Source organism: Bradyrhizobium sp. SOJA106 (assembly GCF_059448745.1).
Genome location: NZ_CM182549.1, coordinates 3,353,277 through 3,378,162, shown reverse-complemented (window position 1 = coordinate 3,378,162; position 24,886 = coordinate 3,353,277). Strand labels below are relative to the sequence as shown.

Below are 24,886 nucleotides of genomic sequence, written 5' to 3'. Positions count from 1 at the left end.
TATCGCGCGCACTGTGGGTGAGCGGGTTGTGCCGGTTCATCACGTTCAGCTTTCCCGCCGGATATAGAATGCGGTTCTATCCGAGCTCCATGTCTGCCGGGCTCTGGCGGAGGCGCGATTTTCGGGCCGATGACGCCGACTTTGTGGGAACCTACCTGCAACCGGGAGAAACCTTCGTCGATGTCGGTGCGAACGTAGGACAGTTGAGCCTCGCCGCCGCCATGCGAGTCACGGGATCCGGACGAGTGATCGCAATCGAAGCGCATCCGCGCATCTGCAAGTACCTGCAGGGCAACGTGCGCCTGAACGGATTCACGGTCGAGGTCCACAACACGGCAATCGGCAGCAGGAACGGCGAGCTCGTCTTCACGGACTTTCGGAGCGATGACATGAACTTCGCATCCGTGACACCCCCAACCAGCGGCGCAACGCTCCGGGTTCCAGTTCGCCCTCTGGACTCGATTGTTGGAGACCGACCAGTGGATCTTCTGAAGGTCGACGTCGAAGGGTTCGAAGTTGATCTTCTCAAGGGTGCCGCGAAGACCGTCTCCAATTGTCGTTGTCTCTACATTGAGGACTCTGAGCTCAACCTTCGAAGAGCCGGCACCTCACGTGCGGAGCTGTATGACCGCCTCCTCGATCACGGATTTGAGCTCTTTCATCTCAGGGCGGGACAACTCGAGCGGGCATTTCCCGAGATCCCGGGTCCGGACGATGATAACCTGATCGCCGTCAGACCACCTGCCCTGCCGGATCTGCTCGCGCGAACCGGCCTTCGGCTGGCACAGTCATCCCCGCGGCCTTCGGAGGGCCGTCTGCCGTCCGCGCGGCTTGCGTGAGACTCTGCCAGCTCATTCGCCTCGTCGCGTGCGCTCGCTCCGGCCTTTCTTGACCAGACGCCAATCAGGATCGACCATCGATTGTTCGGCAAAGCACAAGCTGGTGTGCAAGCTTTCTCGCGACCGCTCGTGACCGTCATGCGAACGAATGATGGCGCCCGCCGCGCTCGGCTCTACCATCCATCCAGATTAGATCGCTGCAGTTATCATCTTGCGTTTTAGAAATGGATTCTGAACCGAGGAAGCGTCTCATGGCCGCCAAAACGGCTCCGGCTCCGACGCGGACAGGAGCCCTTGTTCGTATGGCGGCCGGCGTATCTGCCCTCGCGCTCACCGGCCAGCTTACGCTCGTCGCGGCCATTCCCATCCTCACGCGGCTGTACTCGCCGGAGGATTTTGGAATCTTCACGATCTATCTCTCGATCGTGAACATCCTCGGTGCAACAGCCGGGCTTCGCTTCAGCACCTCCCTGTACGTCGTCGAGGACAGGGCCGGGGCTCTGGTCGCGCTCAAGCTCGTGCTCCTCGCGGTCTGCGGTACCAGCTTGGTCGTACTTACCGCCGGATACCTTCTCGCGCCCATCTTGCCGCCTTCACTGCAACATCTTGCCTGCCTCGTGCCGATCGGGATGGCGGCGGTCGGCGTTGCCGACGCAATGAACTGCTGGTGCTTGCGCTTCAATCACATACGCGACTTCGGCATGGGCCGCCTGATCCTGCCGGCGACGATGGCGCTGCTCCAGGTGGGCTTTGGCCTCGCCGGCATCGGCGACGATGCAATGGTCCGAGCTCACATCCTGAGCCAGGTCGTGCTGATCGCATTTCTCTGCATCCGGCTCCTGAAATGGGGAGACATCCGCCACATCAAGCAAGCCTCGTGGCAATCGGTCGCGGCGACGGCGCGGCGAGAGTACAAGTTTCCTCTGTTCGAGCTGCCCTCCGCCTTCGTAGGATTTGCCATCATCAATCTCCCCGCGATCTTCATAGGATCGCTGTTCGGTACCGCATTCGCCGGACATTTTGGCGTCGCCGCCCGTCTTGTGACTGGTCCAGTCACTCTGATTGCCTTGCCGCTCAGCAATGTATTCGTCGCCGAGGCCAGCAAAGGTTTCGATCGTCAGCATCTGCTCAGCACCGCATTCGGTCTGCTGGCCGTTTCCGCCGTCCTCATCGCTCTGCCGGTACTCGGCCTGGGGTTCGTTTCACCCCATCTTGTCGTTCCGCTGCTCGGGCCGTCCTGGATGCCCACAGGCCAAATAATGGCCGCCCTGGCGCTCATGTGCGCCGCACAGGCCCTATCGACGCCCATTCAGGAAGTCCCTACCCTTTTTCGTCGCCAAGAACTGCGCCTGGCGGTCGACGTGGTACGGGCCATGTTTGTATTTGCGCCGCTCCTGATCGGCGCTCGCCTCGGCCACGATCCGTTGCAGGTGATCTTCGCGATGGCTGCAGGAGGAGCTACCGGTTACGCCCTGGGAATTGCCGTGGCGCTGATCCTCCTGAGTCGCCCAGGCGGAGCCCGGCCATCGGGTGCGCCCGTCAATGGACCTGTATGAACCAGAGGGCCGAGGCAGTGCTGCCCGGCCTTCGCGTCCGCTTGTGGAGGCACGACATGGACGAAAGATGCCCGGCGCAAGCAATCAAATCGCCCGGCGCGACCAAGTGCTTCATGCGAATGAATGATGAGAAGATTTTGCCCCTCTTCATACTGTGCCCTTGATACTCGGTCGGTTGCATCCCAATGACGTTACGGCCATTGATTGATACGGACCAGGATCCGGAATTTCCGCCTTTCCAGGCGGCAGCAGCGGCACAACCAGTGCTTTTCTTGCTGCCCGGCTCGCTTGGTTATGGTGCTAGTCTCGCATCCCTCGCCGCTTCGATCCGCGAGATGGCCCATGTCGTTCCAATCCGATACCCAGAACTCGCAAAGATATTGCAGGGGCAGGACAGCGTTTGCGATATGGCCGCTGCCGCGCTGGAACAGATCAATCGCGTCCAGCCTCGAGGGCCCGTTAGACTTCTCGGCCACTCGCTGGGGGGAGCGGTCGCCTTCGAGGTCGCAACGCGACTAGTTGCCTCTGGCCGGTCCGTGACGTTCTTTGGAATTCTCGACACCAGCCTCATGGGCGAGCGCAGCTCCGCATGGGAGACGTTGAGGCGCACGGTCCACCGTATCCGCAGCAACCGGGTCACCGCGTCGCGCATGGTCTGTCGCGCCTTTGCCAAGGCAGCCGTCGCGATCGGCCGTGAAGCCGACCTCGCCCGGATAACCGATCGCCGCGCGAAAGGGCAGTTCAGCCTTACCTCCTTCAGGCTCAAGCAGGAGCTGCAGGAGGTCTTGCGCGCGAAGGCCTACTTCCGCTGGTTGGCGGAGCCGAAATCGACGCTGCCGATATCCGCCGTCCTGTTCCGATGCGAGCGGAAGAAAATGCCGCAAGCGCTGGGATGGGACCGGGCGTTTACGCACGTCGACGTCGTCCCAACCGCAGGGACCCATACCGATCTCGTGATGCCTCCGTACCTTACAATGAACTTGCATCTCGTTCAGAAGGCGTTGTCGCAAGCCTACTCACCAACCGAGCTGCCTGACATAGAGGCGGATTGTTCTCATGTCCCTGCAAGCAAGTCACAGCCGAACCGAACCAGCGTTCAGTAGCGACGCCCTGGTCGTTGACGCACCATTGGAAGTCGCGCGCATCGTCGCGTTCTTGCGCGACCGGGTTCTTGGCGTGCTTGGCCGGCGCGGAGCCATCGTCGGGCTTTCCGGCGGCATCGACAGCTCCGTGGTGGCCGCGCTCTGCGCCCGCGCATTCGGAAATACGAAGGTCCTGGGGCTGCTCATGCCCGAACGCGATTCGTCCGACGATTCACTGAGGCTGGGTCGGGTCGTTGCCACGCAGTTGCGCTTGGCCACCGTCGTCGAAGACATCGCTCCAGCCCTCGAGGCATTGGGTGCCTACGCACGACAGCGAGAGGCGATCCAAGCCATCGTACCCGAATACGGCACCAACTGGAAATGCAAGCTGGTATTGGGATCCGTTCTCGAGCGTGATGGTATCAACCTCACGCGTCTGACCGTGCAGGACCCGAACGGCAACACTTCCACCGTGCGTCTTCCGCCCGAGGTCTACCTCCAGATCGTCGCCGCGACCAACTACAAGCAACGCGTCCGCAAGATGACCGAGTACTATCATGCCGACCGCCTGAAATACGCGGTCATAGGCACGCCAAACCGGCTCGAGCATGATCAGGGCTTCTTCGTGAAGCAGGGCGACGGCGATGCCGACGTGATGCCGATTGCGCATCTCTACAAGAGCCAAGTCTACCAATTGGCCGAATACCTCGGCATCGACGAGGAGATCAGGCAGCGCCCGCCAACATCCGACACCTTCTCGATGCCGCAGAGCCAGGAGGAATTCTACTTTGCGGCGCCGTACAGATTAACCGACGTTTGCATGTACGCGGTCAACCACGGCATTTCTGCCGACGAAGTGGCCGATGTCGTCGGCATCGCCGCAACGCAAGTGCAGAAAGTCTTCAAGGACATCGCTTCGAAGCGCCGGGCAACGCGCTATCTACACGCCCGGCCGCTGCTTATGGATGCAGTTATCGAGGACTAAACGGCATGTGCGGCATCGCGGGAATCGTGGCGCTGAACGCGAACGCTCCTGGTCCTTCGAGGAAAGCGCTCTTGCGCATGCTGGGGACGCTTCCCCATCGCGGTCCCGACGAGCGGGGCCTGTACCGGGATCAATGCGCGGGTCTGGCGCATGCGCGGCTGTCGATCATCGATATCAAGGGCGGGCAACAACCACTCAGCGATGCCAGCGGGTCCGCTTGGATCGTATTCAATGGCGAGATCTTCAACTATGTCGAGTTGCGCGCCCAGCTGATCTCGCTTGGCCATCACTTTCATACCCGCAGCGACACGGAAGTGCTCCTGAAGGCCTATTGCGCTTGGGGCGAAGCGGCGTTCGAGCGGATGAACGGGCAATGGGCCGTTGCCATCTGGGACCCATCCGCTCGCCGCCTCGTCTTGTCACGCGACCGGACCGGAATTTGCCCGCTCTACATCTGCGAGCATCAAGGCCAGCTATACTTCGCCAGTGAGATCAAGGCCATCTTTGCGGCAAATCCAGCCATCCCTCGGGCGCTGGACCCGGTAGGTATCGACCAAACCTTCACCTTCTGGAGTACCGTGCCGCCCCAAACCGTGTTTCAGGGGATCAGTGAGATTGAACCGGGACACGTGCGCAGTTACGTGCGCGGCAAGGTCCAGGATCACGCATTCTGGACCCCGCGCTATCCCACGCGTACCGACGAACATTTCAGCTCAGGCGTCAACGACGACGTGATCGATGCTGTGCGCAATGCTCTGGAAACGGCCACGGCATTCCGAATGGTGCGGGCCGACGTTCCCGTGGGAAGCTATCTCTCCGGCGGGCTCGACAGCTCGCTTGTAGCCGCACTCGGGAGCCGCTTCGCAGAAGGCCAGTTTCAGACGTTCTCCCTGCGCTTCACCGACGCAGAATATGACGAGACGCCCTACCAGCGCCTGATGGCCCGCGCGATCGCGAGCAAGCACCACGAGCTCATGGTCTCGCGCCAGGACATTGCAGAGGCCTTTCCAAAAGTGATCTACCACACCGAGCGTCCCATCCTGAGGACCGCTCCAGTACCGCTGTTCCTGCTTTCAAAGCTTGTACACGAGCGCGGCATCAAGGTCGTGCTGACCGGTGAAGGGGCGGACGAAATGTTCGCCGGCTACGATCTGTTTCGCGAGGGCAAGATCCGCCGCTTCTGGGGCCGCCAGCCGTCGTCAACGCGACGCCCAGCGCTCTTGAAGCGGCTCTATCCGTATATCTCGCGCTCGCCGGTCCATATGCAGCCCGTCGCGCTCAAGTTCTTCGGGCACGGCATCTCCGCGATCGATGCACCTGGCTTCGCTCACCAGCCGCGTTGGCGCGGCACAAGTGCGATCAAGCGCCTTTTCTCCGACGACATGCGCGATGTTTCTTCGCGAACGGATCCGGTGACCGAATTGCTTGACGGTCTGCCACCGGATTTCGTCCGCTGGACCTCGCTCGCGCAAGATCAATATCTCGAGACCAAGACCCTTCTGGCTGGCTACCTGCTCTCTTCTCAGGGAGACAGGATGCTCATGGCACACTCGGTCGAGGGACGATTTCCATTCCTTGACAACGATGTCGTCGAGCTTGCGAACGCTCTTCCCGACGCATGTAAGCTTCGCATTCTCGACGAGAAACATGTCCTGAAACGTGTCTCGCAGTCGCAGATGCCATCAGAGATCGTAACGCGCAAGAAGCAGCCGTACCGCGCTCCCAATGCGCTCTGCTTCGTCGACAAGGGTGCGCCGTCCTATGTTGACGAAGCGCTCTCGCGCAGGAGCATCCACGCGGCCAACATCTTCGATCCGGTTGCGGTCGAGCGGCTACACACCAAGTGCCGAACGCACGCAGACGCAGGAGACGCCGACCTATCCAACTTCGACAACATGGCGCTCGTCGGGGTGCTGTCCACTCAGCTCCTGTTCCAGCAGTTCGTCACAGCTCGCCCAGAGCGCACGGATCATATCGCGCTTCGTATTGACGTCGACCACCAACACGCATCGGGAGCCTACGCATGATGAACGATCCTGTGCCGCTCCTGCACGATTACCTGATCCACTCGGCCTGCCGCAACGGCGCCAAGGTCGCCCTTGTATGCGACGCTCAGCGGGTGACCTACGAGCAGCTCGAGGCCTGGTCGAATTCGCTCGCACACCATCTGGTCGGCGCCGGCGTAGAGCGCGGCGATCGCGTGATCATCTTCGCCGACAACACCGTCGAGGCGGTGGTCAGCTTCTGGGCCGTGCTCAAGGCCAATGCAATCGTCTGCCTCATCAATCCTCTCACGAAACTCGACAAACTTTGCTATCTCCTGGACGACTGCCAGCCGACTGCACTCATTGCGCAAGCGCGTCTTTACGAGACGTTCCACCAACCTGCAAGACGCTGTCCCTCCCTGCGCCGCGTCATCGTGACCGGCACGATCGACGACAGCGATTTGAACGCACTGCCGCATGCCATTCGGTGGAGCGTCGCCACAGCCAACAAGCACGACACAGCTCCGGCGCGCCGCTGCATCGACATCGATCTGGCCGCTATTGTGTACACCTCGGGATCGACCGGTGAGCCAAAAGGTGTGATGCTGACGCACCGGAACATGATGACGGCGTGTACCTCCGTGTCATCATATCTGGATGTGCGCGAGGACGATATCATCCTCAACGCTCTACCGCTCGCCTTTGACTACGGCCTGTACCAGATGATCATGGCCGTGCGTTCCGGAGCGCGCCTCGTTCTGGAGCGTTCGTTCGCCTTCCCTGCCGAGGTACTCCGGCGTATCGCGGAGGAGAAAGTTACGGGTTTTCCCGGCGTGCCGACCATGTTCTCGACTCTGCTCCGGCTCGACCTGCTGAAGAGCTGCGATCTTTCCAGCATCCGTTACGTGACCAGTACCGGCGCAGCATTACCGGTCCAGCACCTTCGCCAGTTGAGAAACATGTTTTCCGGCGCACGCATCTACTCCATGTACGGCCTTACCGAATGCAAGCGCTGCACCTATCTTCCGCCCGAAGATCTCGACCGAAAACCGTCGAGCGTCGGAATTGCGATCCCAAACACGGAAATGTGGATCGTCGACGAGCACGGCCAGCGAGTGGGACCGGGCGTCGCCGGGCAGCTCGTCATTCGCGGCGCGACGGTCATGAAAGGCTACTGGCGGAAGCCCGAGGCGACCGCGAGGCGGCTCAAACCTGGACCGCTCCCCGGCGAGCAGGTGCTGTACACCGGCGATTACTGCGAAATGGACGCGGAGGGATATCTTTACTTCATCAGCCGCAGCGACGAGATCATCAAATCGCGAGGTGAGAAGGTCGCGCCCAAGGAGGTGGAGAGCGCGCTGCTGGACATTCCCGGAATACGGGAGGCAGCGGTCGTGGGCGTTCCCGACGAACTGCTCGGCCACGCCGTCAAGGCGTTTGTGGTCGTCGACCGGGGGCTACCTATGAGCGAGAAGCAGATCAAGCAAGAGTGCCAGAAGCGCCTCGAGAGCTTCATGGTCCCCAAATACATCGCTATCGTTCCGGAATTGGCGCGGACGAACGCAGGCAAGATCAACAAGAGAGAACTCATCACGGGATAGTCTGCAAAACGACTGAACCACGATCTTCAGATGGAGCATGAAGTAATGACACTTGCCTTGCCACTGGAACCCCTAAAGAAGCAAATTCGCGCCTTCCTGACCGCCAATTTCTACATCAGCGACGTCGCCGCATTGAAGGACGATGCTTCCCTGCTGGACCAGGGTATCATCGACTCGACGGGCGTGCTCGAGGTGGTCGGGTTCATCGAGACGACCTTCGGCATCGCCGTTGACGATAGCGAAATCCTGCCTGAGAACCTCGATACGATACAGGGCATGGCCCACTACATCGACGGCAAGATCAAATCCACCGTCGATACGTGACCAGCCCGCGAATCCAAGAGGCGAGCGACCCGGTGGCTCGATACCAGCTCGACACGCGGCCTCCACCGAGGCGTCGAGCGTAGCACCATTTTGTTGTTCGGAGACGATCCCTCGCAGTCCGCCCGTGGCGAGGACAAAACGTTTTTGTCGAAAAGAGGTACGCCTAGGCCGCGCCGCGGCACCAACAACCTTCCCGCGTCTTGTAGCACGAGCGCGAGGTTCTCATTCAAACGCACGAAGACGCAGGCACGGGTTTGCTTCTAGCTTTTCCTGGCGACGATGCCTCAGTCATTCTGGACAGTATCGAGTACAGGGAGGTGAAGATGAAAGCGGTAGTTCAGTGCGGCGGCAAAGGAACCCGACTTCGCCCGCATACGTCCATTCTACCAAAACCTCTCATGCCGATCGGCGCGCGTCCGGTCCTCGAACTCGTTCTCAAATGGCTGAGGCGAAACGGGATCGCCGACGTTTACGTCACGACCGGCTATCTGGGCCATCTGATCCGCAGCGTCTGTGGCGACGGCAACCAGTGGAATATGCGGATCACCTACACGCAGGAGCTCGAGCCGCTCGGCACGATCGGTCCATTGTCGTTGCTCCGAGAACAGCTCGACGAGCCGTTCCTGGTCCTCAACGGCGACGTACTGACTGACCTGAACCTGAACCAGCTCATCCACAATCACCGAAGGTCCGACGCCAACATCACCATCGCCACCTCCGTTCGAAGCACGAAGATGGACTTCGGCGTGATTGATGAAACGGACGGGCATGTGACCGGGTTTCGTGAGAAGCCAGAGCTGACGAACCTCGTCAGCATGGGGATCTACTGCATGAATCCCGACGTTCTCGAACGCATACCCTCGGGCGTCCCGTTCGGATTCGATGACTTGATGTTCCAGATGCTCGAGGACGAGGCCCGCGTCAACGTCTTCAAGCACACTGGCCTTTGGCTCGACATCGGCCGGGTCGACGACTTCCTGAAAGCCCAGGACATTGCGTGGGACGAGCAGTCCGCGGCATTCGCAACCGCGGCTGCGTGATGCGGGCGTCGCCCGCACGAGGAAATAACGGGAAGAGGAACACATGCTGTTGGTATCAGAACCGACCCTTGGACCTGACGAAAAGGAAGCTCTTGCGGCGGCAATCGATAGCGGCTGGATCACCATGGGTGATCGGGTGCGCGAATTCGAGCAAGCGTTTGCATCCATGCATGGTGCGGATGAAGCAATTGCCGTCGGCTCGTGCACGGCCGCGCTTCACCTGATCTTGCATGCACTTGGGATCGGGCCGGGCGACGAGGTGCTCGTTCCGTCTCTCACGTTCGTTGCCACCGCCAATGCCGTGCTCTACGTCGGAGCACGGCCTGTGTTCGTCGACATCGAGTCCGGGGCAGTCCCCCTGATGTCCGTGGCCGATGCGCAGCGAAAATGCACGTCGCGAACGAAAGCCGTGATCCTGATGCACTTTGCCGGCTACCTCGCCGACCGTGAGGAGTGGCAAGCCTTCGTTCGCGACAAGGGCCTGCTCTTGATCGAGGACGCCGCACATGCGCCCGGCGCGAAGGGCGTCGGCACGTTTGGCGATGCAGCCGCATTCTCGTTCTACGGCAACAAGAACATGACGACCGCCGAAGGCGGCGCAATCATAACACGTCACCGGATCCTGAACGACATGATCAAACGTGCCAGGTCGCACGGGATGACCAGCAACACGCGCCAACGTCTCGTCAGCCGCAGCCCCGAATACGATGTGACACTTCTTGGGTTCAACTACCGCATGGACGAATTGCGTGCCGCAGTCGGTCTGGTGCAACTGCGGAAGTTGCCGGGCTGGAACGACACCAGGCGCCGCCTGTCGTTGCACTATCGGCGGCGTCTTGCCGAGCGCTGTCCATCGGTCCTCGTACCATTCAAGCCATCGTGGGTGTCGTCTCACCATTTGCTGCCGGTCGTGCTTCCGGCGGCAAGCGCTCGACAGCCGCTGATCGAGCAGTTGAGCAAACGCGGCGTTCAGACGACCATTCACTATCCGCCGGTGCACCGACTGACGTTTTATCAGGATCTGTGCCCCGGCATCAGCCTGCCCAACACCGAGGATTTTTGCGGGCGTGAGCTCACTTTGCCGCTCCATCCTGCAATGACCCCAGCCGACGTCGATCTGGTGGCCGACAGCCTCGCGGATGGACTTCGTGCCAGCTGTCCCGCGGAGGTCGTACAGGCATGAGCGAACTGGCGAATACGGGGACGGCGGCTCCGGCACTGCGCTTGCAGCGCCTTGTCGACGTCCTCTGTGCCGGAACGGCGATGGTGCTGTTGCTGCCGGTCTTCTTGCTGACTGCGCTCGCAATCTGGACCGAAGGCGGGCGACCGATCCTGTATTCCCAGATGCGTCTCGGGCTGAACGGATCGCCGTTCCGCATGTACAAGTTCCGGAAGTTTCGAGCCGATTGCGATGACCGCGGAAGTCCACTGACGGTGGTGAACGACGGTCGCATGACAACGATCGGCAGAGTGCTGGCTGCATTCAAGCTGGACGAGTTACCGCAGCTCTGGAATATCCTACGCGGCGACATGTCAATTGTCGGTCCAAGGCCGGAAACGCTGGTCTTTGCGGATTGTTTCAGAAACGGGTTTGAAAGAATCCTCGAGCACAGGCCAGGCCTTATCGGACCGTGCCAAATTCTGTTCCGACACGAAAACACGCTGTTCCCTCAGGATGGCGACGTTGCGGATTTCTATCGGAAGGTCTTGTTTCCGGCCAAGGCGAAGATCGACTTGGCATACTATTCCAATCGAACCGTCATCTCCGATCTCTGGTGGGTCTTTCAAGCCGCCTGGGTCATTACGGGAGAGCCGCTTCTCCGCTGCGTACGAAGAGACCGGCCAGACCCTCGTGGCATAGAGCCAACATCTCGATTTCTCGGTGCCACGCTCGTTTCAAAAGCCGATGGGTGTTCAAATGACGAATGAAAGGCGAACTGCGCTGCTCGTGGGTGGGGCGGGTTACGTGGGCTCAGTGATCACCGGTCATCTGCTTAGGAGCGGTTGGCACGTTCGCTGCCTCGATCAGCTCATCTACAGGAACGAGAGCTGTGTCTGGCCTTATTTGAGCGATCCGCAATACGAATTCCTACACGGGGATATTCGCGATTCGCGCATCGCCGCTCAGGCCTTGAAGAACGTCGACGATGTGGTTCTGCTCGCAGGCCTCGTCGGCGATCCCATCACGAGCAAGTATCCTGACGAGAGTCACTCCATCAATCGAAACGGGGTCGGGTCCTTCGTCGACGCCGTTCAACATCACCCTGTCGACCGACTCGTCTTTGTGTCCACCTGCTCGAATTATGGCCTTGTCGAGGAGGACACCGCCGTCGACGAGAATTACCCGCTCGCGCCGCTTTCCCTCTACGCCAAGCACAAGGTCGAGATGGAGCAGAAGATTCTGGGCCTCAAGGGAAAGGCCGGCTTTCATCCAACGGTCCTGCGCTTTGCGACCGCTTTCGGTCTTTCCTCGCGAATGCGATTTGATCTCACGGTGAACGAATTTGTACGCGAACTCCATTTGGGAAACGAACTCCTGGTGTTCGACCCAAAGACCTGGCGCCCATACTGCCACGTTCGTGATTTCGCCCGCGCGATCGAACAAGTCCTGCGCGCGCCCGCCGGCAAAGTTGCTTTCGAGGTCTTCAACGTCGGCTGCGAGGAGAACAACTTTACCAAGCTGATGGTGGTCGAAGAGATCATGAGGCACATCCCGCGAGCGAAAGTGACCTATCAGGAACGCGGCGCAGACCCCCGGAACTACCGGGTGAATTTCGACAAAATCCGGCGGGTGTTGAACTTCAGTCCTGAAATCAGTGTGCAGCAAGGCATCAGCGAAATTCTCGCGGCCTTGAGCCAGGGCCTGTTCGACAACGTCGAAGAGCAGCGACACTTCTTCGGAAACTACAAGATTTTTCTTCCAACCGCCCTCGCAGACCTGAAGAGGGCAGTCTGAGAAGGACCGCGGGTCTGTCTCCAGGTTGCGAAGCAATAAAGGCTGGTTGCATTGGGAGTTCATCCATGAAGTGCAAAAAGCGGAGCAAGTGCTCTGCCGGCCTCCTGCTAGGTCCGTGCGCGGCAATTCTGCTCATCGCGACAAGCGGGCAGTCCGTTGCCGCGCCCTATAAGCTCGAACCCGGCGATACTATCGAGATTTCGATCGGCGGCCTCGCGGACCAACGCAGCCGCACACAAATCCAGATGGACGGAACCATCCCCCTTCCGGGAGGCGGATCGGTTGAAGTTGCGGGCTTGACGCCCGCCCAGATGCAGAGCCGCATCGAGACGCTGCTGCAAGCAAGAATACTGCGTCAGCGACTGACCGACGGACGCGACCAGGCATTCGTGGTCAAGCCGGGCGACGTCATGGTAACCGTAGCGGAATACCGGCCGGTCTACGTTTCCGGCGATGTCCTCACGCCTGGACAGCAGGCCTATCGGGCTTCGATGACCGTGCGCCAGGCAGTGGCAGTCGCCGGGGGCTTCAGCCTGCTGCGATCGCGCGGCGTGCAACCCGGCGCCGCCGACCCCGCGGATCTCGTGCGAGACTACCAGTCTCTCGCCACCGAATACACCAAGGAATACTTTCACATCGTCCGAACTGTTGCGGAGCTTGACGGCCGCGATACATTCGATGCGGCGCCTCCCAACGACATTTCGCTGCCTGCGAGCGTGATCAGTTCGGTCGTTCAAGCCGAAAGCGATTCTCTGAAGACCTCCCAAAGCGACTACCGCACGGAACGACGCTTCCTCGATGACGCCGTAAAACAAACCGACGCGCAATTCGCGACCCTCAAGAAGCAGCAGGAAGGTGAAGAGAAGGGAGTGCAGGCAGACGAAGAAGAGCTCGAACGGGTCATGAAGGCATTCGGCTCGGGACTGCTGGCCAGCCCTCGCGTCAGCGAAAGCCGGCGCGCGTTGTTGCTGTCCTCGACCCGGCGTCTGCAGACGAGCGTCGAACTCATGCGGCTCCAGCGCCAACGCGAGGACTTCCTGCGCCAGACCGAACGCGTGACCAGTCAGCGCACGATCAACCTGCTCAGGGAGCAGAAAGATTCGAATGTTCGATTGGCGGACCTGCGCGTAAGAATGCAGGCCCTCAGTCAAAAACTGCAACCGATCGGCGGCTCGGGCGCCATCCCGGTCAATTCAGGTGAACTCAATCCCGACGTGGTCGTCGTGCGGCGGCAAGCTCAGAAATGGACCAGGATTCCCGCGTCGGTGGATTTTGACGTAGAGCCCGGTGACGTGATCGAAGTCACATTACGCCCAGCCGCGAGACTCTCCAACTGACCGCGAAAGGGGTACCTCAATAGGTCAGCTCCACGCCCTCCTTCGGGAGTAGCTAGCGATTACGCCCCGGCTGCACGCGGGAAGCGTATGTCTGCCTCGTTACCCCTTACTTGATCAGGGTTAGGGTGGATGCCCTGCCCGTCGGTGGCTGTCGGCCTCTCAGGCCGCAGTGGGGTACTCCCCATTCAGCGTTTACACGCTCCGCAGAGTTTGGAATCTCTGCGCCACATTCACTCCATGGCTGGGGGGATAAAAATGTTCAACTTGAGCCAAGCATTGCCAAGGACCATTGCGTTGCAAAGTCATTCATCGGAAGCGATATTCAATTCTACGAATCCCATTGCGTCCGTTCATTCTGGAGCCAACAACCAAAGACAAGACGGCCTGCGCGGAGTGCTCGCGCGGATCGGTTGCGGACAGGTCTTGCTCAGGCGCGGACGAGTCGTCGAACTCAGTCCAGCCGGCCGCGCGATATTGGAGCGTGAATCCCGTATCAATGCGACCCAGGACACGCTCTATGGCGCTGTCAAGGAGCTGGTCAACCGCGCAGGGGCACAATTTCCAGCAGGCTCGACATCCTGGCTGGCGACATCGACCAAGGAAGGGTTCACCGCCCTGATCAACCAGGTCGCGAACGCATGGTCCGACGAGACCATTGCGCTGATCCTGCTGGATCTCGACGCGCATCCGGAGCCCTCGCCACGAACTCTGCAGCGGCTGTTCGGATTCACTGCCGCGGAAACTCAGCTCGCGATCGAATTGGCGAGAGGCAACAACCTGATCGATATTGCTCGTACGCGACGACTAAGTCGAACGACAGTGCGCTCGCAGCTTGCCTCTCTGTTTGCGAAAACGCAGACACGCCGGCAGGCCGACCTCATCGCGCTGTTGGGGCGTCTCGCCGTTTTGCCTTAGGCAGGAACACGCACGGGCACTCATCGCCTCGAATGTTGTGCCGCGGTCGCTAGCTATTGCGCCCGCGTCACTCCCCCTCTGAACGTTCTGCTCGAGCACGAGCGCAGCGCTATCCCTGTCACTCATTCGAACGAATGAAGACAACCCTCAAACGCCTCCTAAGCTATTCTCGGCCTCCTTTCCGGGACGCAGATGTTGTTCGTGCAAACTAAAACATTGTCGAGCTTGTGAAGCCGAAGGGAACCAATATGGCGCCGCACTTGCTCTGCGTGGGAGGCGAGGATCACGCCCTGAGAATCCCTTTCCTGCTGGCTCTTCAGAAACGCGGCCTGCGGGTGAGCGCGGCGGGAACCGGTGCAGCAGGTGCATTCGCAGAGCATGGCATCTCCTATCATCAATATCAGTTCGACAGATTTGGCGTGGGTCTTTCCGACAGCGCTTCGATGGGGCAACTGGCGCAGGTTGTAAGGCGCGCTTGTCCCGACGTGATCCAGACGTTTGACACCAAGCCAAACCTGTTCGCGCCCTTGGCGCTTCGTGGCTCCGTGCCCGTTGTGCGCACGATCAACGGAATGGGATGGGTCTTTTCCTCGACCCAACCGAGAGCTCTGGCCTTTCGCCCGTTCTATCTTGCCATGCAACGCCTGGCCGCTTGCTGGACCGCCGCAACGGTATTCCAGAACAAGGCCGACAAGAGCTTCTTCCAGCGATACCATTTGCTTGGAAAAAGCCTGTCAACGGTCATCGGCAGCTCGGGAATCGATAGCGCCGCCTTCGAGACGGCACGAGCGCGGATGACTTCGCCTGCAGTGCTGCGGGCCGCACTCGGGCTTCACGATGCCGAGATCGTCCTTACCGTAAGTCGACTTACCGTACAGAAGGGCATCGCGACGCTTCTCGAAGCGGCGAAAATCGTTCATCAGGTCCGGCCAAAAGCTCGCTTCCTGCTGGTCGGTCCGCGCGAAAGTGAGGGCCCGTTCGCGATAGACCAAGACCTGATTGAACGGCATGCACCATATGTGATTGCGACCGGTGCCCGATCCGATATTCCCGCGCTTCTGGGCCTCGCCGACCTCTTTGCCTTTCCAACCGAATATCGCGAAGGCATTCCTCGCGTTCTACTGGAAGCTGGGCTGGCCGGCGTACCGATCGTCGCCTCCCGCATGCCTGGCTGCGACGATGTCGTCGTCGAGGATTGGAACGGCCACCTTGTCCCGCCGCGCGACCCACCCGCGCTCGCGGCAGCAATCCTCGATCTGCTCCAGGATTCATCTCGCGCCAAGATCATGGGTCAACGCTCGATCAACGTGGTGCGGCGGGAGTTTGATCTGAACGTCGTGGCCGATCGCTACGCGGAGCTCTACAGCCACCTTCTTTCTCTCAGCCACTCATATGACGAAGGGGTGGCGGCCTACAGCAGCAGTGGAATACAATGATTGGCAGTGCCCTTCTTGCGCTTGGCCTCGTGCTTGGGACAGCATCGCAGCTGCGCCTGCCTGGCGTACCCCTGGGGATCGGTGAGATCTGCCTTGTCCTCTGGCTCGGTTTCGCATGCCTGCATCTCCTGAGCATTCCGAAAGTCTGCAACGCTACAGCTCTGCTCTGGCTTCTCGCATTCTGGGCCTGCTTTGTCTGTATTCAGAGCTTCGGGGCATTCCTTGCGTTGCTGCGTCCGGAAATCGTCGATCCCGAGCTCGTCCTGCACGACATCTTCGCATATCTCCTGGTGGCGGCCGTCACCTGTCTGGTTGCGGCGACGATGAAACCCGAAGGTGCTCTACGCCAATCGCTATGGTTTCTGATCGGGTTCTGGATCATCGCGATGGCCGCGCAATTTGCATTGGGCTGGAACTACATCAGCATCTCTTCAGTCAATCCATGGTACTGGGATCGATTCCGCGGATGGTCCGAAAATCCGAACCAGCTTGCGATCTATTGTGCGGTTTTCACGCCGCTGTCGCTCCACTTGGCCCTGACAGCCAAAGGATTTGGCCGCCTTGTCGCAGTAGTGAGCTGCATCGCGACGTTCGTCGTGGGCCGGCTGACGAAGAGCGATACATTTCTCATCTCGATGTCGCTCTCGATCCCCCTCTTGCTTGCGCTGCGCCTGCGAAGCTGGCTCACGTCACCCGAACATCGCTTCAGCCTGCGTTTTGCGGCTGCAACGCTCGCAATGGTGGCCATGGTTCCCCTTTCACTGTCGCTGCTGCCCTACGGAGTGGCGACTGCGAATGACGTCGAGGGATTCGCGGCCGGCATGATGAAGGATCGTGGCGGTGAAGGAACGAAGGCGACGGCCAGTCTGCGGCTGAGCCTTTGGCAGGACGCTGTGCATGCCGGACTGGAGTCCGGATCACTCGGCCTTGGGCCCGGACCGCACCTGGAGAAACCAACCGGCATTACCGACAAGGGTGTCGCACTCCCGGTGGAAGCTCACAGCACAATCCTGGACGTCTTCACTCAAGCCGGGCTGCCAGGCGTGTTCGCCATTTTCGGCTTGCTCGCGGGCACGCTTGTCCTCCTGCTCCGCGCGCGCCTCGACGCCTTGTCCGTCCTCATCTTTGCGCTCGCCGTCTTCAGCATCAGCCATTTCATCCTGCGCCATCCGACCGTGTGGTTTGCCGTCACTCTTGGCCTCGTCCTGGGCTTCGATCGGCGATCATGGGCGCATGCACGCACTGAAGGTTAAGCCATGTGTGGGATAACCGGGATACTTCAGACGCAACATGCTGCTCGATCCGCGGACCTGACCGCCATCGGAGCGATGACGGCTTGTCTGCGTCACCGCGGTCCCGATGCCGACGGATTCTGGAGCGATCGGGATGCCGGAGTTGCGTTCGGACACCGGAGGCTGGCCATCATCGATCTTTCCGATGCCGGCCGGCAGCCGATGCTTTCGGGCAGCGGCCGCTTCATCATTACATTCAATGGCGAGATCTACAACCACAAGGCATTGCGCGGAGAGCTTGAGCGCGAAGGCAAACAGTTCGTCGGCCATAGCGATACGGAGGTCTTGCTCGGCCTGATCGAGAGATGGGGCCTCGAGAAGGCGCTTCAGCGCAGCAATGGCATGTTTGCGCTCGCCTTGTGGGACCGCCGCACCCGCATGCTCCATCTGGCGCGCGATCGGATGGGAAAGAAGCCACTCTATGTCGCGCGGACTCCGCATGCGCTTGTGTTCGCGTCGGAGCTCAAGGCCATTGCTGCATTTCCCGACTTTCATCGGGAGATCGACTCGGGGGCCGTCGCCGAGTTTCTCACACGCGGATGGTTGCCGGAAGACCAGTGTATTTGGCGGGGCGTCTTCAAACTCCCTCCCGGCACCATCCTGTCGATCCGCGCAGCGGATCTATCGGGCTGTCGCGACGCGGCAGCGCTGCGGGAGAACGCGCGCTCCTGGTGGTCCTTGGCCGATGTCGCTCGCGCGGGTCGTCGGACGCCGGCGCCGGCGGAGGACCAACACCTCGTCTCGCAGGCTAGCCATCTGCTCGAAGCCGCAGTCGCCGACCGCATGGTTGCGGACGTGCCGGTCGGGTTGTTCCTGTCGGGCGGAATAGACAGCTCCACCGTCGTGGCTCTAATGCAAGCCCAATCGAGTCGGCCGGTGCGGACGTACACGATCGGCTTCGGTGAGCGCGCCTTCGATGAGACGGCCAATGCTGCGGCCGTGGCGCGACATCTGGGCACCAGCCACACCGAGCTACGCGTCACTCCCGCGGAAGCCAGAGCGGTCATTCCCGAGCTTCCAACCGTCTGGGACGAGCCGTTCGCCGATGAATCGCAGATTCCGACGCTGCTTCTGTCACGGCTCGCACGGCGGGAAGTCACGGTCGCACTTTCGGGCGACGGAGGCGACGAGTGCTTCGCCGGTTATTCCAGGCACGTTCTGTGCGCCCGCCTTGCTCCTCTACTGAACTCCAGCAAGCCAATAAGGACGATGGCCGCATCAGGCGTGGCGCTGCTCGGACGCGGTATGCGCGAAAGCGTCGTCGAGGCGCTTCATCTTCCAGGCTGGTTACAGCGGATGACGCACAGTGACCGGATCAATCGCCTGGCAAACCTCATTGGCAGCGACGACATCGCTGGCATGTACCGGAGGTCGACACAGCTCACCGAGTTGCAGTTGACACAGGCTCAACCGGGTAGAGATTCGGATTTGATTCCGCCGCTCGACGATCTTTTGTCCGAGTTCATCGTTCGGGACATGCTTGGATATCTTCCGAGCGATATTCTCGTGAAGCTCGATCGTGCCAGTATGGCGACGAGCCTGGAGGCGCGCTGCCCACTGCTCGACCATCGCGTTGTCGAGTTCAGCTGGTCGCTGCCGAACTCCGCGAAGGTGCGTCATGGCCAGGGGAAATGGCTCCTGCGCCAAGTACTAGGCCGCCATCTGCCCCGGCATCTGTTCGAGCGACCGAAACAGGGCTTTGACGTACCCGTCGGCGCCTGGCTGAAGGGACCGCTTCGTTCGTGGGCATCGGACCTCATGTCCGAGTCGCGCCTTCGCAACCAGGATCTCCTGGACGCAGCGCGCGTGCAGGACTGTTGGCTTCAACATCTTAGCGGCCGCCGAGATTTTTCGCGAGCGCTGTGGGCTGTCCTCATGCTGCAATCCTGGCTCGACACGCCGGTTGCCTGCGGGACGTCGCGCCTGGCGGGCGCGATGGAACCAGCGCAGTAAAGGAGCACGCGATGGAAGCGTTCGCAGGTAAACGAATTCTGCCGGTCACAGTTCTGCCGCAGGACCGATCGAGGGCCGACGAGCCCCGTTCCGATGACACCATCGCCGCATTCAAGCATGTCTTCGACAGCGTCAGGCAGTACAAGCGCTTCATTATGAGGATGATCGGCGCAGGGGCGCTGCTCGCAGTGGTCTGGAGTCTGTTGATGTCCCCCTCCTATGTCGCGACGGCACAGCTCGTCGTGAGCGCCCGGGGCGCCGGACCAGCAGATACTGCCGGCGCACCTGGCGCCGCGCCGACTGGCGGGTCGGACGACCCGACCATCGACACCCACGTGACCGTTATGTCGTCCGATGCCTATCTGCGGCGCCTGCTGCCGGCGCTGAAGATGCTCGATCAGCCGGCGCAGGGAAAAGGAACGGATTCGTTACTCCGCACCGCATGGTCAAAGATAAGAGAGCTCCTCTCGTTCCGGAAAGACCAACCGAGCGACGGCGCGGCGGTGGCGGCATTGAAAGGGCGTTTGAAAGTAAGTCAGGAGCGCCGATCCAGAGTTATTAGCGTCATCGCCAACGATGCCAATCCGCAACGAGCCGCCGACATCGCGAACCTGGTCGCCCGGTCCTACGCTGACGAGCTCGTCAGACAAAAGCAAACGGTAGAGCAGCAGGCCCTGAACGCCATCGCCGCACAGTCTGCGGCCGTTCAGCATGAACTGTCGATGGCAAACGCAGAATGGGATCGCTCAAGCCAGACCTCGTCAGCGCAGAGTGCGGCGTTGGAGTGGAAGATCACCACCCTGGCGCAGCAGTATGAAACATTGCTACGGAAGCGGCAGGATCTAACCACGAGGGGCGTCGTTGCCGAACCGGACGTGACCGTCATCGCGGAAGCGTCTCCGCCGGACTTGCCCAGTTCGTTGAATCCTTTCCTCCTCGTTCCTCCGATCACGATCGTTTTCGCTCTTCTGGCCTGCTTTACAGCGGTGGTCTTGAAGCGCCTCGATCGAAGCCTGCACACGGAGGCCGAAGCCGCAGAGGCATTGGGTATCCCGTGCCTCGGGTTGGTACCATCGATTCCGCCGGAGTTGAGCACCCCGCCACGGCGGTTCGTGGACGAATCGGCGATCTCATACAACAAGGCAGTCCGTTCCACCGTGGTGTCTCTCATGGCCGCGGATCCGGTCGCGCCACCGCGCCGGCACGTAGTCCTTGTGACATCCAGCTTGCATGGTGAAGGCAAGAGCGCCATCGCGTGGAGTTTCGGTTTTTGCTCCGCGCAACTAGGTCAGCGCGTGCTGTTCATGGATTTCGCTCAAGTGCCCCGGCGTGCCACCGGCGATACTCCGGATCTGTTGAAGCTGCGGGCGCATGAAGGAGCGGCAGCCGAGGCCGTTCAGCACATTCCTGAGCTCGGCATCGATTACGTGTCGTCACGATTGTCCGAGGGTAACCACCTTGGGCCGCTGGCAGGACCCAAGCTCGCGACATTGTTCGAGCACTTCCGAAAGACCTATGATCTGATCGTCATCAACGCTCCGTCTTTGGACGAGGCGCCTGAAGTGCGGCTGCTCGCTTATTGGGCGGATCATGTCTTGCTCGCCGTCCGGGCCGGAAGCACGAGCCGAGACGTCGTGCAGAGCACATTGAGTCGGTTCGCACGAACATCGGACATTGAGTCCAGCGTCAAGCTCTGGTGCGTCCTGACACGCGGACGGACGACTGAGTTTGCGTCACCGGATGTAGAGCGGCCATGGGCGTCGAGCTTCGGGCTGTCCTTTCGCAGCCTCAAAACAGTAGCAGCACGGTGGATGAATATAGCGGCGTTCATCCGTACTCCAGGTGACGCCGAACCCGGTTGGAGGCAACGGAAATGAGACGGCTGGCCGTGTGCTGACCACCCGGCCCGCTGGACGGCAACAAGCCTATCGGCCTGGCAGGCCGCCCGGCGTGCGTACGGACTTCTTGGACAGGTGCCGTCGGGCTCCGGCAGTCGAAAATCAGCATCCTTCATTCGAAGTATGCGAGCCCGGGCTGGACTAACATACGTTGAAGCAGGAAATGGAACGGGTCCTGTGATGCAGCTTGAGACAACTAGCACGACATGTCCGTCTGGTGGGTCATGCGACACCCTCGAGACGTCCCCGTCCTCGTTCCCACAGCAATCTTTTGCAACATTGCGCTGGCTCAGCCCCACGGAGGTACCGCTCGACCTGCATGGCCCGGTGGATCGATCGTTCGCGACCTTGGGAGCCGACTTTGCCGGCGTCTCTGCCATCGATCACCTCGTCGCGGTGAGCCTGAAGTTTGCAAACAAGGTCGCGATCAGCGACGGCAATCATTCCTTCACGTACTCACAGCTACTGTCCCGCGTCTTGACCTTGGCCCAGGCGATCGAGGCTTTGACCCCTGAGGGAGAGGCCGTCGGATGGCTATTGCGCAGCTCGGCCTGGCAGCCAATTGCCATGCTGGCCTGCATGGCGGTCGGACGGACCCTCATCCCGCTCAATCCGCGCGATCCGGTTCAGCGGCTGACGGGCATCGCCACGACTGCACGGATTTCTGTATTGATCGGACAGGGCGCCGGCGCTTCTGCCGACTGGATCGAGCAATGCGGCCTGTTCTGGCTTGACGTCGCAAGTGCCTGCGAAGCTTCAGCAGCAATCACGACGGACGCGCGCGTTTCGGTCGATGCTCCTTCAGTAGTGCTCTATACCTCCGGTAGCACTGGAACGCCGAAAGGTGTCGTGAATAGCCAACGCAATCTGCTCCAGCGCGTTCAGCAATACGTGGATGCATGTCACATCAGTGCCGATGACGTCTTCATGCCTCTGAGCGGCCCCACCACGATCGCCGGCTGCCGAGAAATGCTGTCCGCACTATTGACGGGAGCAAGACTTCACATCGTCGACGTCGAGGCGCTCGGGTTGCGCGGCGTTCTTCGTCAGATCGCCGCTCAACAGGTCACGATCACCTACGTCGTACCAGCCTTGGCTCGTGCGCTGATCACCGCCAGCCGGCAAGGCGACTTCGATTCGCTTCGCATCGTTCGCATTGGCGGCGAGAAGGTGTTGTGGACCGACATTGGGCTCGTCCGAAAGGCGGTGAAGCCCAGTTGCTTCATTCAGGTCAGCTATTTGTCGACCGAGACCACCGGCACGCAGTGGTTTCTTCCCAAGGAATGGCGAGAGGATGGCGTCAGCGTCCCAGTTGGTTACCTTCTTCCCGGCATATCCTATGCCGTGGTCGACGAACGTGGAAAATCGGTCCAGTGCGGCGAGGTCGGAGAACTGGTCATAAAGAGCAGGTACGTCATGCTCGGATACTGGGAAGGCGGACTGCTTTCGCCGGCATTGCCCGCCCCGGATGACCCAAAGGCTCGCATCTACCGGACCGGCGACCTGGTGGTCGTGGATCCCCAAGGGCTGGTGCGCATCGTCGGACGGAAGGGACGCCAGCTCAAGATCAATGGTCAGCGTGTTGAGCCCGCCGAGCTCGAGAGTGCGCTGCGCAAGCTCACCTATGTGAAGGACGCCGTCGCCATCGTGTCAGACGCGAACGAGCTGATCCTTTTCGTATCGCCGGCCAAACCACCCAGGCCGCACTTCCAGACCGACATTCGCGATGCGATCCGACAGGTTCTTCCCGCGGCCCTGCATCCCACCAGGCTGCACGAGGTACCAGAGATTCCCCGCCTTCCCGGAGGAAAGATCGATCACGCCCGGCTGAAGCTGCTCGATGCGGAGACCAAAAAGACCCCGCCCATGCCCGTGCCGACCGCGCAGAAAATGGCCGAGGCGCACAGGGTCGTGCAACAGGTGTGGAGCAGTATCCTGGGCGCACAGGAAGCCGTCGGACGTTGGGACGAGGCCGGCGGAGATTCCCTGAAGCTCCTGCGCTGTGTCATGGATCTCGAAGAGCTGATCGGCCGTGAACTCAGCATGGAAGCATTCACGGTGGAGATGACGGCTGACGACATGGTCCAGGCCGTCGCCACGGTCGACCAACCAGCGCGGCAGCCTCTTGACCATCCGACTGTGCCGGCTCTTGTCATACTGCCTGGCTCCATGGGATACGGCCCGAGCATGGCCGCCTTCGGCGCTCAGCTGAGCAAGGTGGCACGCGTCATCCCGATTCGTTATCCAGACCTGAGCTGGAGCCTCGCAGGCGGCGATTCCGTCCAGGAGATGGCTGCGCTGGCCGTCGAACAGATCAATGCGGCCCAACCGCGTGGCGACGTTCGAATGATCGGTTATTCCCTGGGCGGCGGCGTCGCCTTCGAAGTTGCCGCGCGACTGATCGAACAGGGCCGTGCAGTCAAGTTTCTGGGCATACTCGACACCAATGTGGGTCCGCGCAGGGCAAATCACCGCGAAGCCTTTTCGCGCACGATGCAGCGGATCCGATCCCACCGGATGACCATCTACCGCATGCTTTGCCGCTCAGTGGCGAAGTTGGCCACCCGAATGGGCCAAGAGGTTCGATTCTGCAGCCTCGTCGACGCCATCACGTGGTCTCGCCTGGCAAGCACACGTTTCATGCTCAAGCTCGAACTCGAGGAACTCCTGCGGATGCGGGCATTCGGGCGCTGGGTTACCGACACCAAACCCCGTCTGCCTATCAAGGGAACGGTCTTCGCCTGTCATCGGCCAGGAGTAACGCCGCGCCTTGGATGGGACGCCCTGTTCGAAGAGCTGGATGTGATTCCGATCGCCGGCGGACATCTTGATCTGGTGATCGAGCCACATCTCTCGGTCAACCGGCCTGTCATCGAGCGCGCGATCGCGGCTTCCAACTCTTGATGCGAGGTGCTTTCAATCCACCGGTCCTGTCAGGACAGCACCGTACAGACCGATCGTGCCGTCAGGGTCGCAAGTAGCTCCAGCCTTGCTCTTGAAGCTCGATCAGGCGGACCACCCCGGACTTGGTGACCTTGGCTTGCGAAATCAGAGGAATGTCTTTGCCTTCGGTCTTCGTCATGTTCTCGCGCGTATTTCCGCATGCCGAGAACGTCAGTCCGGGAGTGGTCTCGCTCATCGCTGCAACACGCCCTTTGACGGGGGACGTGTCGTCGCGCAGCATGTGCAGTCCCGGTCCGTACGCGACCACTTCTATTTCGACTTTCTGATTGAGGTCGCTGTAGTGCTGAGCCACGTTGCTGACGTTGTTGAGGGCTAGGTTCATCACCGCGGGATCGTTGACGTCGACATGGATGACAAGCCGATGCGGACGCTCGGTCCGTGGCGTCGCATTCGATATCTTGGCATTTGCATTCCTGACCGAAAGGCTGGGATTCTTGCTGGAGAACGGCGATTGCGCAGAACCGTGAGTTTCCATGCCGCTTGCGAGGATCAGTCCGAAGGCCGCGACGCCGGCAAGAATGGCAAATGATCTGCTCATATTTTGCTCCCAGCGCGTGTGATGAGCCGTGCACATCGCAAGCTATTTAAGCGGTCGGCGGGGTCAAGACGCTTCGAGCAACGGTCCGTTCTCATCTACTTAATACCCATTGCCGCTCCTTCTAATCCGTTCTGGCTACTACGACTGCGATCTCGACAGTACGTCGGTGAACGCGGTGTCATGAC

The 24,886-nt window shown here is 60.6% G+C and carries 19 protein-coding genes; 18 read left to right on the top strand and 1 reads right to left on the bottom strand.

From position 1 onward, the window contains the following. Nucleotides 1-68 precede the first annotated feature (68 nt). From AC5V87_RS15085 to AC5V87_RS15000, 18 genes are all read left to right on the top strand, one after another. Nucleotides 69-839: an FkbM family methyltransferase gene (locus AC5V87_RS15085; RefSeq protein ID WP_495371451.1), complete on the top strand. Its 771-nt coding sequence runs from the start codon at nt 69-71 to the stop codon at nt 837-839. Between the two features lie 251 nt (nt 840-1,090). Further along, the gene (locus tag AC5V87_RS15080; RefSeq protein WP_495371450.1) at nt 1,091-2,395 is read left to right on the top strand and encodes a lipopolysaccharide biosynthesis protein; all 1,305 of its coding nucleotides are present in this window, start codon (nt 1,091-1,093) and stop codon (nt 2,393-2,395) included. A 200-nt stretch (nt 2,396-2,595) separates the two neighbouring features. After that, on the top strand, nt 2,596-3,498 hold the full coding sequence (locus AC5V87_RS15075) for a thioesterase domain-containing protein (RefSeq protein ID WP_456839338.1): 903 nt from the start codon (nt 2,596-2,598) through the stop codon (nt 3,496-3,498). After that, nucleotides 3,452-4,462: an NAD(+) synthase gene (gene nadE, locus AC5V87_RS15070; protein WP_456839339.1), complete on the top strand. Its 1,011-nt coding sequence runs from the start codon at nt 3,452-3,454 to the stop codon at nt 4,460-4,462. Before AC5V87_RS15075 ends, nadE begins: the two co-directional genes overlap by 47 nt. Before the next feature lie 5 nt (nt 4,463-4,467). Then, the gene (asnB, locus tag AC5V87_RS15065; protein ID WP_495371449.1) at nt 4,468-6,489 is read left to right on the top strand and encodes an asparagine synthase (glutamine-hydrolyzing); all 2,022 of its coding nucleotides are present in this window, start codon (nt 4,468-4,470) and stop codon (nt 6,487-6,489) included. After that, nucleotides 6,486-8,048: a class I adenylate-forming enzyme family protein gene (locus AC5V87_RS15060; RefSeq protein WP_456839341.1), complete on the top strand. Its 1,563-nt coding sequence runs from the start codon at nt 6,486-6,488 to the stop codon at nt 8,046-8,048. The genes asnB (AC5V87_RS15065) and AC5V87_RS15060 overlap by 4 nt, the downstream gene beginning before the upstream one ends. A 45-nt stretch (nt 8,049-8,093) precedes the next feature. Further along, on the top strand, nt 8,094-8,372 hold the full coding sequence (locus AC5V87_RS15055; RefSeq protein ID WP_456839342.1) for an acyl carrier protein: 279 nt from the start codon (nt 8,094-8,096) through the stop codon (nt 8,370-8,372). Nucleotides 8,373-8,695: 323 nt separating this feature from the next. Beyond that, the gene (locus AC5V87_RS15050; protein ID WP_456843382.1) at nt 8,696-9,412 is read left to right on the top strand and encodes a nucleotidyltransferase family protein; all 717 of its coding nucleotides are present in this window, start codon (nt 8,696-8,698) and stop codon (nt 9,410-9,412) included. Between the two features lie 43 nt (nt 9,413-9,455). Then, on the top strand, nt 9,456-10,595 hold the full coding sequence (locus tag AC5V87_RS15045; RefSeq protein ID WP_495371448.1) for a DegT/DnrJ/EryC1/StrS family aminotransferase: 1,140 nt from the start codon (nt 9,456-9,458) through the stop codon (nt 10,593-10,595). After that, nucleotides 10,592-11,341 (top strand): sugar transferase, encoded by a 750-nt coding sequence (locus AC5V87_RS15040; RefSeq protein ID WP_456839344.1) that lies wholly within the window; start codon nt 10,592-10,594, stop codon nt 11,339-11,341. Before AC5V87_RS15045 ends, AC5V87_RS15040 begins: the two co-directional genes overlap by 4 nt. Then, nucleotides 11,331-12,368, top strand: coding sequence for an NAD-dependent epimerase/dehydratase family protein (locus AC5V87_RS15035; RefSeq protein WP_456839345.1), 1,038 nt, complete (start codon nt 11,331-11,333; stop codon nt 12,366-12,368). The genes AC5V87_RS15040 and AC5V87_RS15035 overlap by 11 nt, the downstream gene beginning before the upstream one ends. Nucleotides 12,369-12,433: 65 nt before the next feature. Beyond that, the gene (locus AC5V87_RS15030) at nt 12,434-13,705 is read left to right on the top strand and encodes a polysaccharide biosynthesis/export family protein (protein ID WP_456839346.1); all 1,272 of its coding nucleotides are present in this window, start codon (nt 12,434-12,436) and stop codon (nt 13,703-13,705) included. 255 nt (nt 13,706-13,960) lie between these two features. Continuing rightward, on the top strand, nt 13,961-14,620 hold the full coding sequence (locus tag AC5V87_RS15025; RefSeq protein ID WP_495371447.1) for a helix-turn-helix transcriptional regulator: 660 nt from the start codon (nt 13,961-13,963) through the stop codon (nt 14,618-14,620). 248 nt (nt 14,621-14,868) lie between these two features. Next, nucleotides 14,869-16,056, top strand: a complete 1,188-nt coding sequence (locus AC5V87_RS15020; RefSeq protein WP_456839348.1) for a glycosyltransferase — start codon at nt 14,869-14,871, stop codon at nt 16,054-16,056. Then, on the top strand, nt 16,053-17,309 hold the full coding sequence (locus AC5V87_RS15015; RefSeq protein ID WP_456839349.1) for an O-antigen ligase family protein: 1,257 nt from the start codon (nt 16,053-16,055) through the stop codon (nt 17,307-17,309). Before AC5V87_RS15020 ends, AC5V87_RS15015 begins: the two co-directional genes overlap by 4 nt. A gap of 3 nt (nt 17,310-17,312) precedes the next feature. Further along, the gene (asnB, locus tag AC5V87_RS15010; RefSeq protein WP_495371446.1) at nt 17,313-19,301 is read left to right on the top strand and encodes an asparagine synthase (glutamine-hydrolyzing); all 1,989 of its coding nucleotides are present in this window, start codon (nt 17,313-17,315) and stop codon (nt 19,299-19,301) included. An 11-nt stretch (nt 19,302-19,312) separates the two neighbouring features. Beyond that, entirely contained in the window at nt 19,313-21,178 is a 1,866-nt protein-coding gene (locus tag AC5V87_RS15005) for a GumC domain-containing protein (protein ID WP_495371445.1), read from the top strand. Between the two features lie 300 nt (nt 21,179-21,478). Further along, a complete protein-coding gene (locus AC5V87_RS15000) occupies nt 21,479-24,103 on the top strand; it encodes an AMP-binding protein (protein ID WP_495371444.1) in 2,625 nt (874 codons plus the stop codon). Between the two features lie 61 nt (nt 24,104-24,164). Here AC5V87_RS15000 and AC5V87_RS14995 read toward each other — a convergent pair whose 3' ends face one another. Continuing rightward, nucleotides 24,165-24,737: a DsrE family protein gene (locus AC5V87_RS14995; protein ID WP_456839353.1), complete on the bottom strand. Its 573-nt coding sequence runs from the start codon at nt 24,735-24,737 to the stop codon at nt 24,165-24,167. Nucleotides 24,738-24,886: the final 149 nt, after the last annotated feature.

Excerpts from the sequence above, each read along its gene's own strand:
- AC5V87_RS14995 (WP_456839353.1), bottom strand. The coding sequence starts at position 24,737 with ATGTGCACGGCTCATCACACGCGCTGGGAGCAAAATATGAGCAGATCA.
- AC5V87_RS15030 (WP_456839346.1), top strand. The coding sequence starts at position 12,434 with ATGAAGTGCAAAAAGCGGAGCAAGTGCTCTGCCGGCCTCCTGCTAGGT.
- AC5V87_RS15040 (WP_456839344.1), top strand. The coding sequence starts at position 10,592 with ATGAGCGAACTGGCGAATACGGGGACGGCGGCTCCGGCACTGCGCTTG.
- AC5V87_RS15020 (WP_456839348.1), top strand. The coding sequence starts at position 14,869 with ATGGCGCCGCACTTGCTCTGCGTGGGAGGCGAGGATCACGCCCTGAGA.
- AC5V87_RS15015 (WP_456839349.1), top strand. The coding sequence starts at position 16,053 with ATGATTGGCAGTGCCCTTCTTGCGCTTGGCCTCGTGCTTGGGACAGCA.
- nadE (WP_456839339.1), top strand. The coding sequence starts at position 3,452 with ATGTCCCTGCAAGCAAGTCACAGCCGAACCGAACCAGCGTTCAGTAGC.
- AC5V87_RS15035 (WP_456839345.1), top strand. The coding sequence starts at position 11,331 with ATGACGAATGAAAGGCGAACTGCGCTGCTCGTGGGTGGGGCGGGTTAC.
- asnB (WP_495371446.1), top strand. The coding sequence starts at position 17,313 with ATGTGTGGGATAACCGGGATACTTCAGACGCAACATGCTGCTCGATCC.
- AC5V87_RS15050 (WP_456843382.1), top strand. The coding sequence starts at position 8,696 with ATGAAAGCGGTAGTTCAGTGCGGCGGCAAAGGAACCCGACTTCGCCCG.
- AC5V87_RS15055 (WP_456839342.1), top strand. The coding sequence starts at position 8,094 with ATGACACTTGCCTTGCCACTGGAACCCCTAAAGAAGCAAATTCGCGCC.
- AC5V87_RS15005 (WP_495371445.1), top strand. The coding sequence starts at position 19,313 with ATGGAAGCGTTCGCAGGTAAACGAATTCTGCCGGTCACAGTTCTGCCG.
- AC5V87_RS15080 (WP_495371450.1), top strand. The coding sequence starts at position 1,091 with ATGGCCGCCAAAACGGCTCCGGCTCCGACGCGGACAGGAGCCCTTGTT.
- AC5V87_RS15025 (WP_495371447.1), top strand. The coding sequence starts at position 13,961 with ATGTTCAACTTGAGCCAAGCATTGCCAAGGACCATTGCGTTGCAAAGT.
- asnB (WP_495371449.1), top strand. The coding sequence starts at position 4,468 with ATGTGCGGCATCGCGGGAATCGTGGCGCTGAACGCGAACGCTCCTGGT.
- AC5V87_RS15060 (WP_456839341.1), top strand. The coding sequence starts at position 6,486 with ATGATGAACGATCCTGTGCCGCTCCTGCACGATTACCTGATCCACTCG.
- AC5V87_RS15085 (WP_495371451.1), top strand. The coding sequence starts at position 69 with ATGCGGTTCTATCCGAGCTCCATGTCTGCCGGGCTCTGGCGGAGGCGC.
- AC5V87_RS15045 (WP_495371448.1), top strand. The coding sequence starts at position 9,456 with ATGCTGTTGGTATCAGAACCGACCCTTGGACCTGACGAAAAGGAAGCT.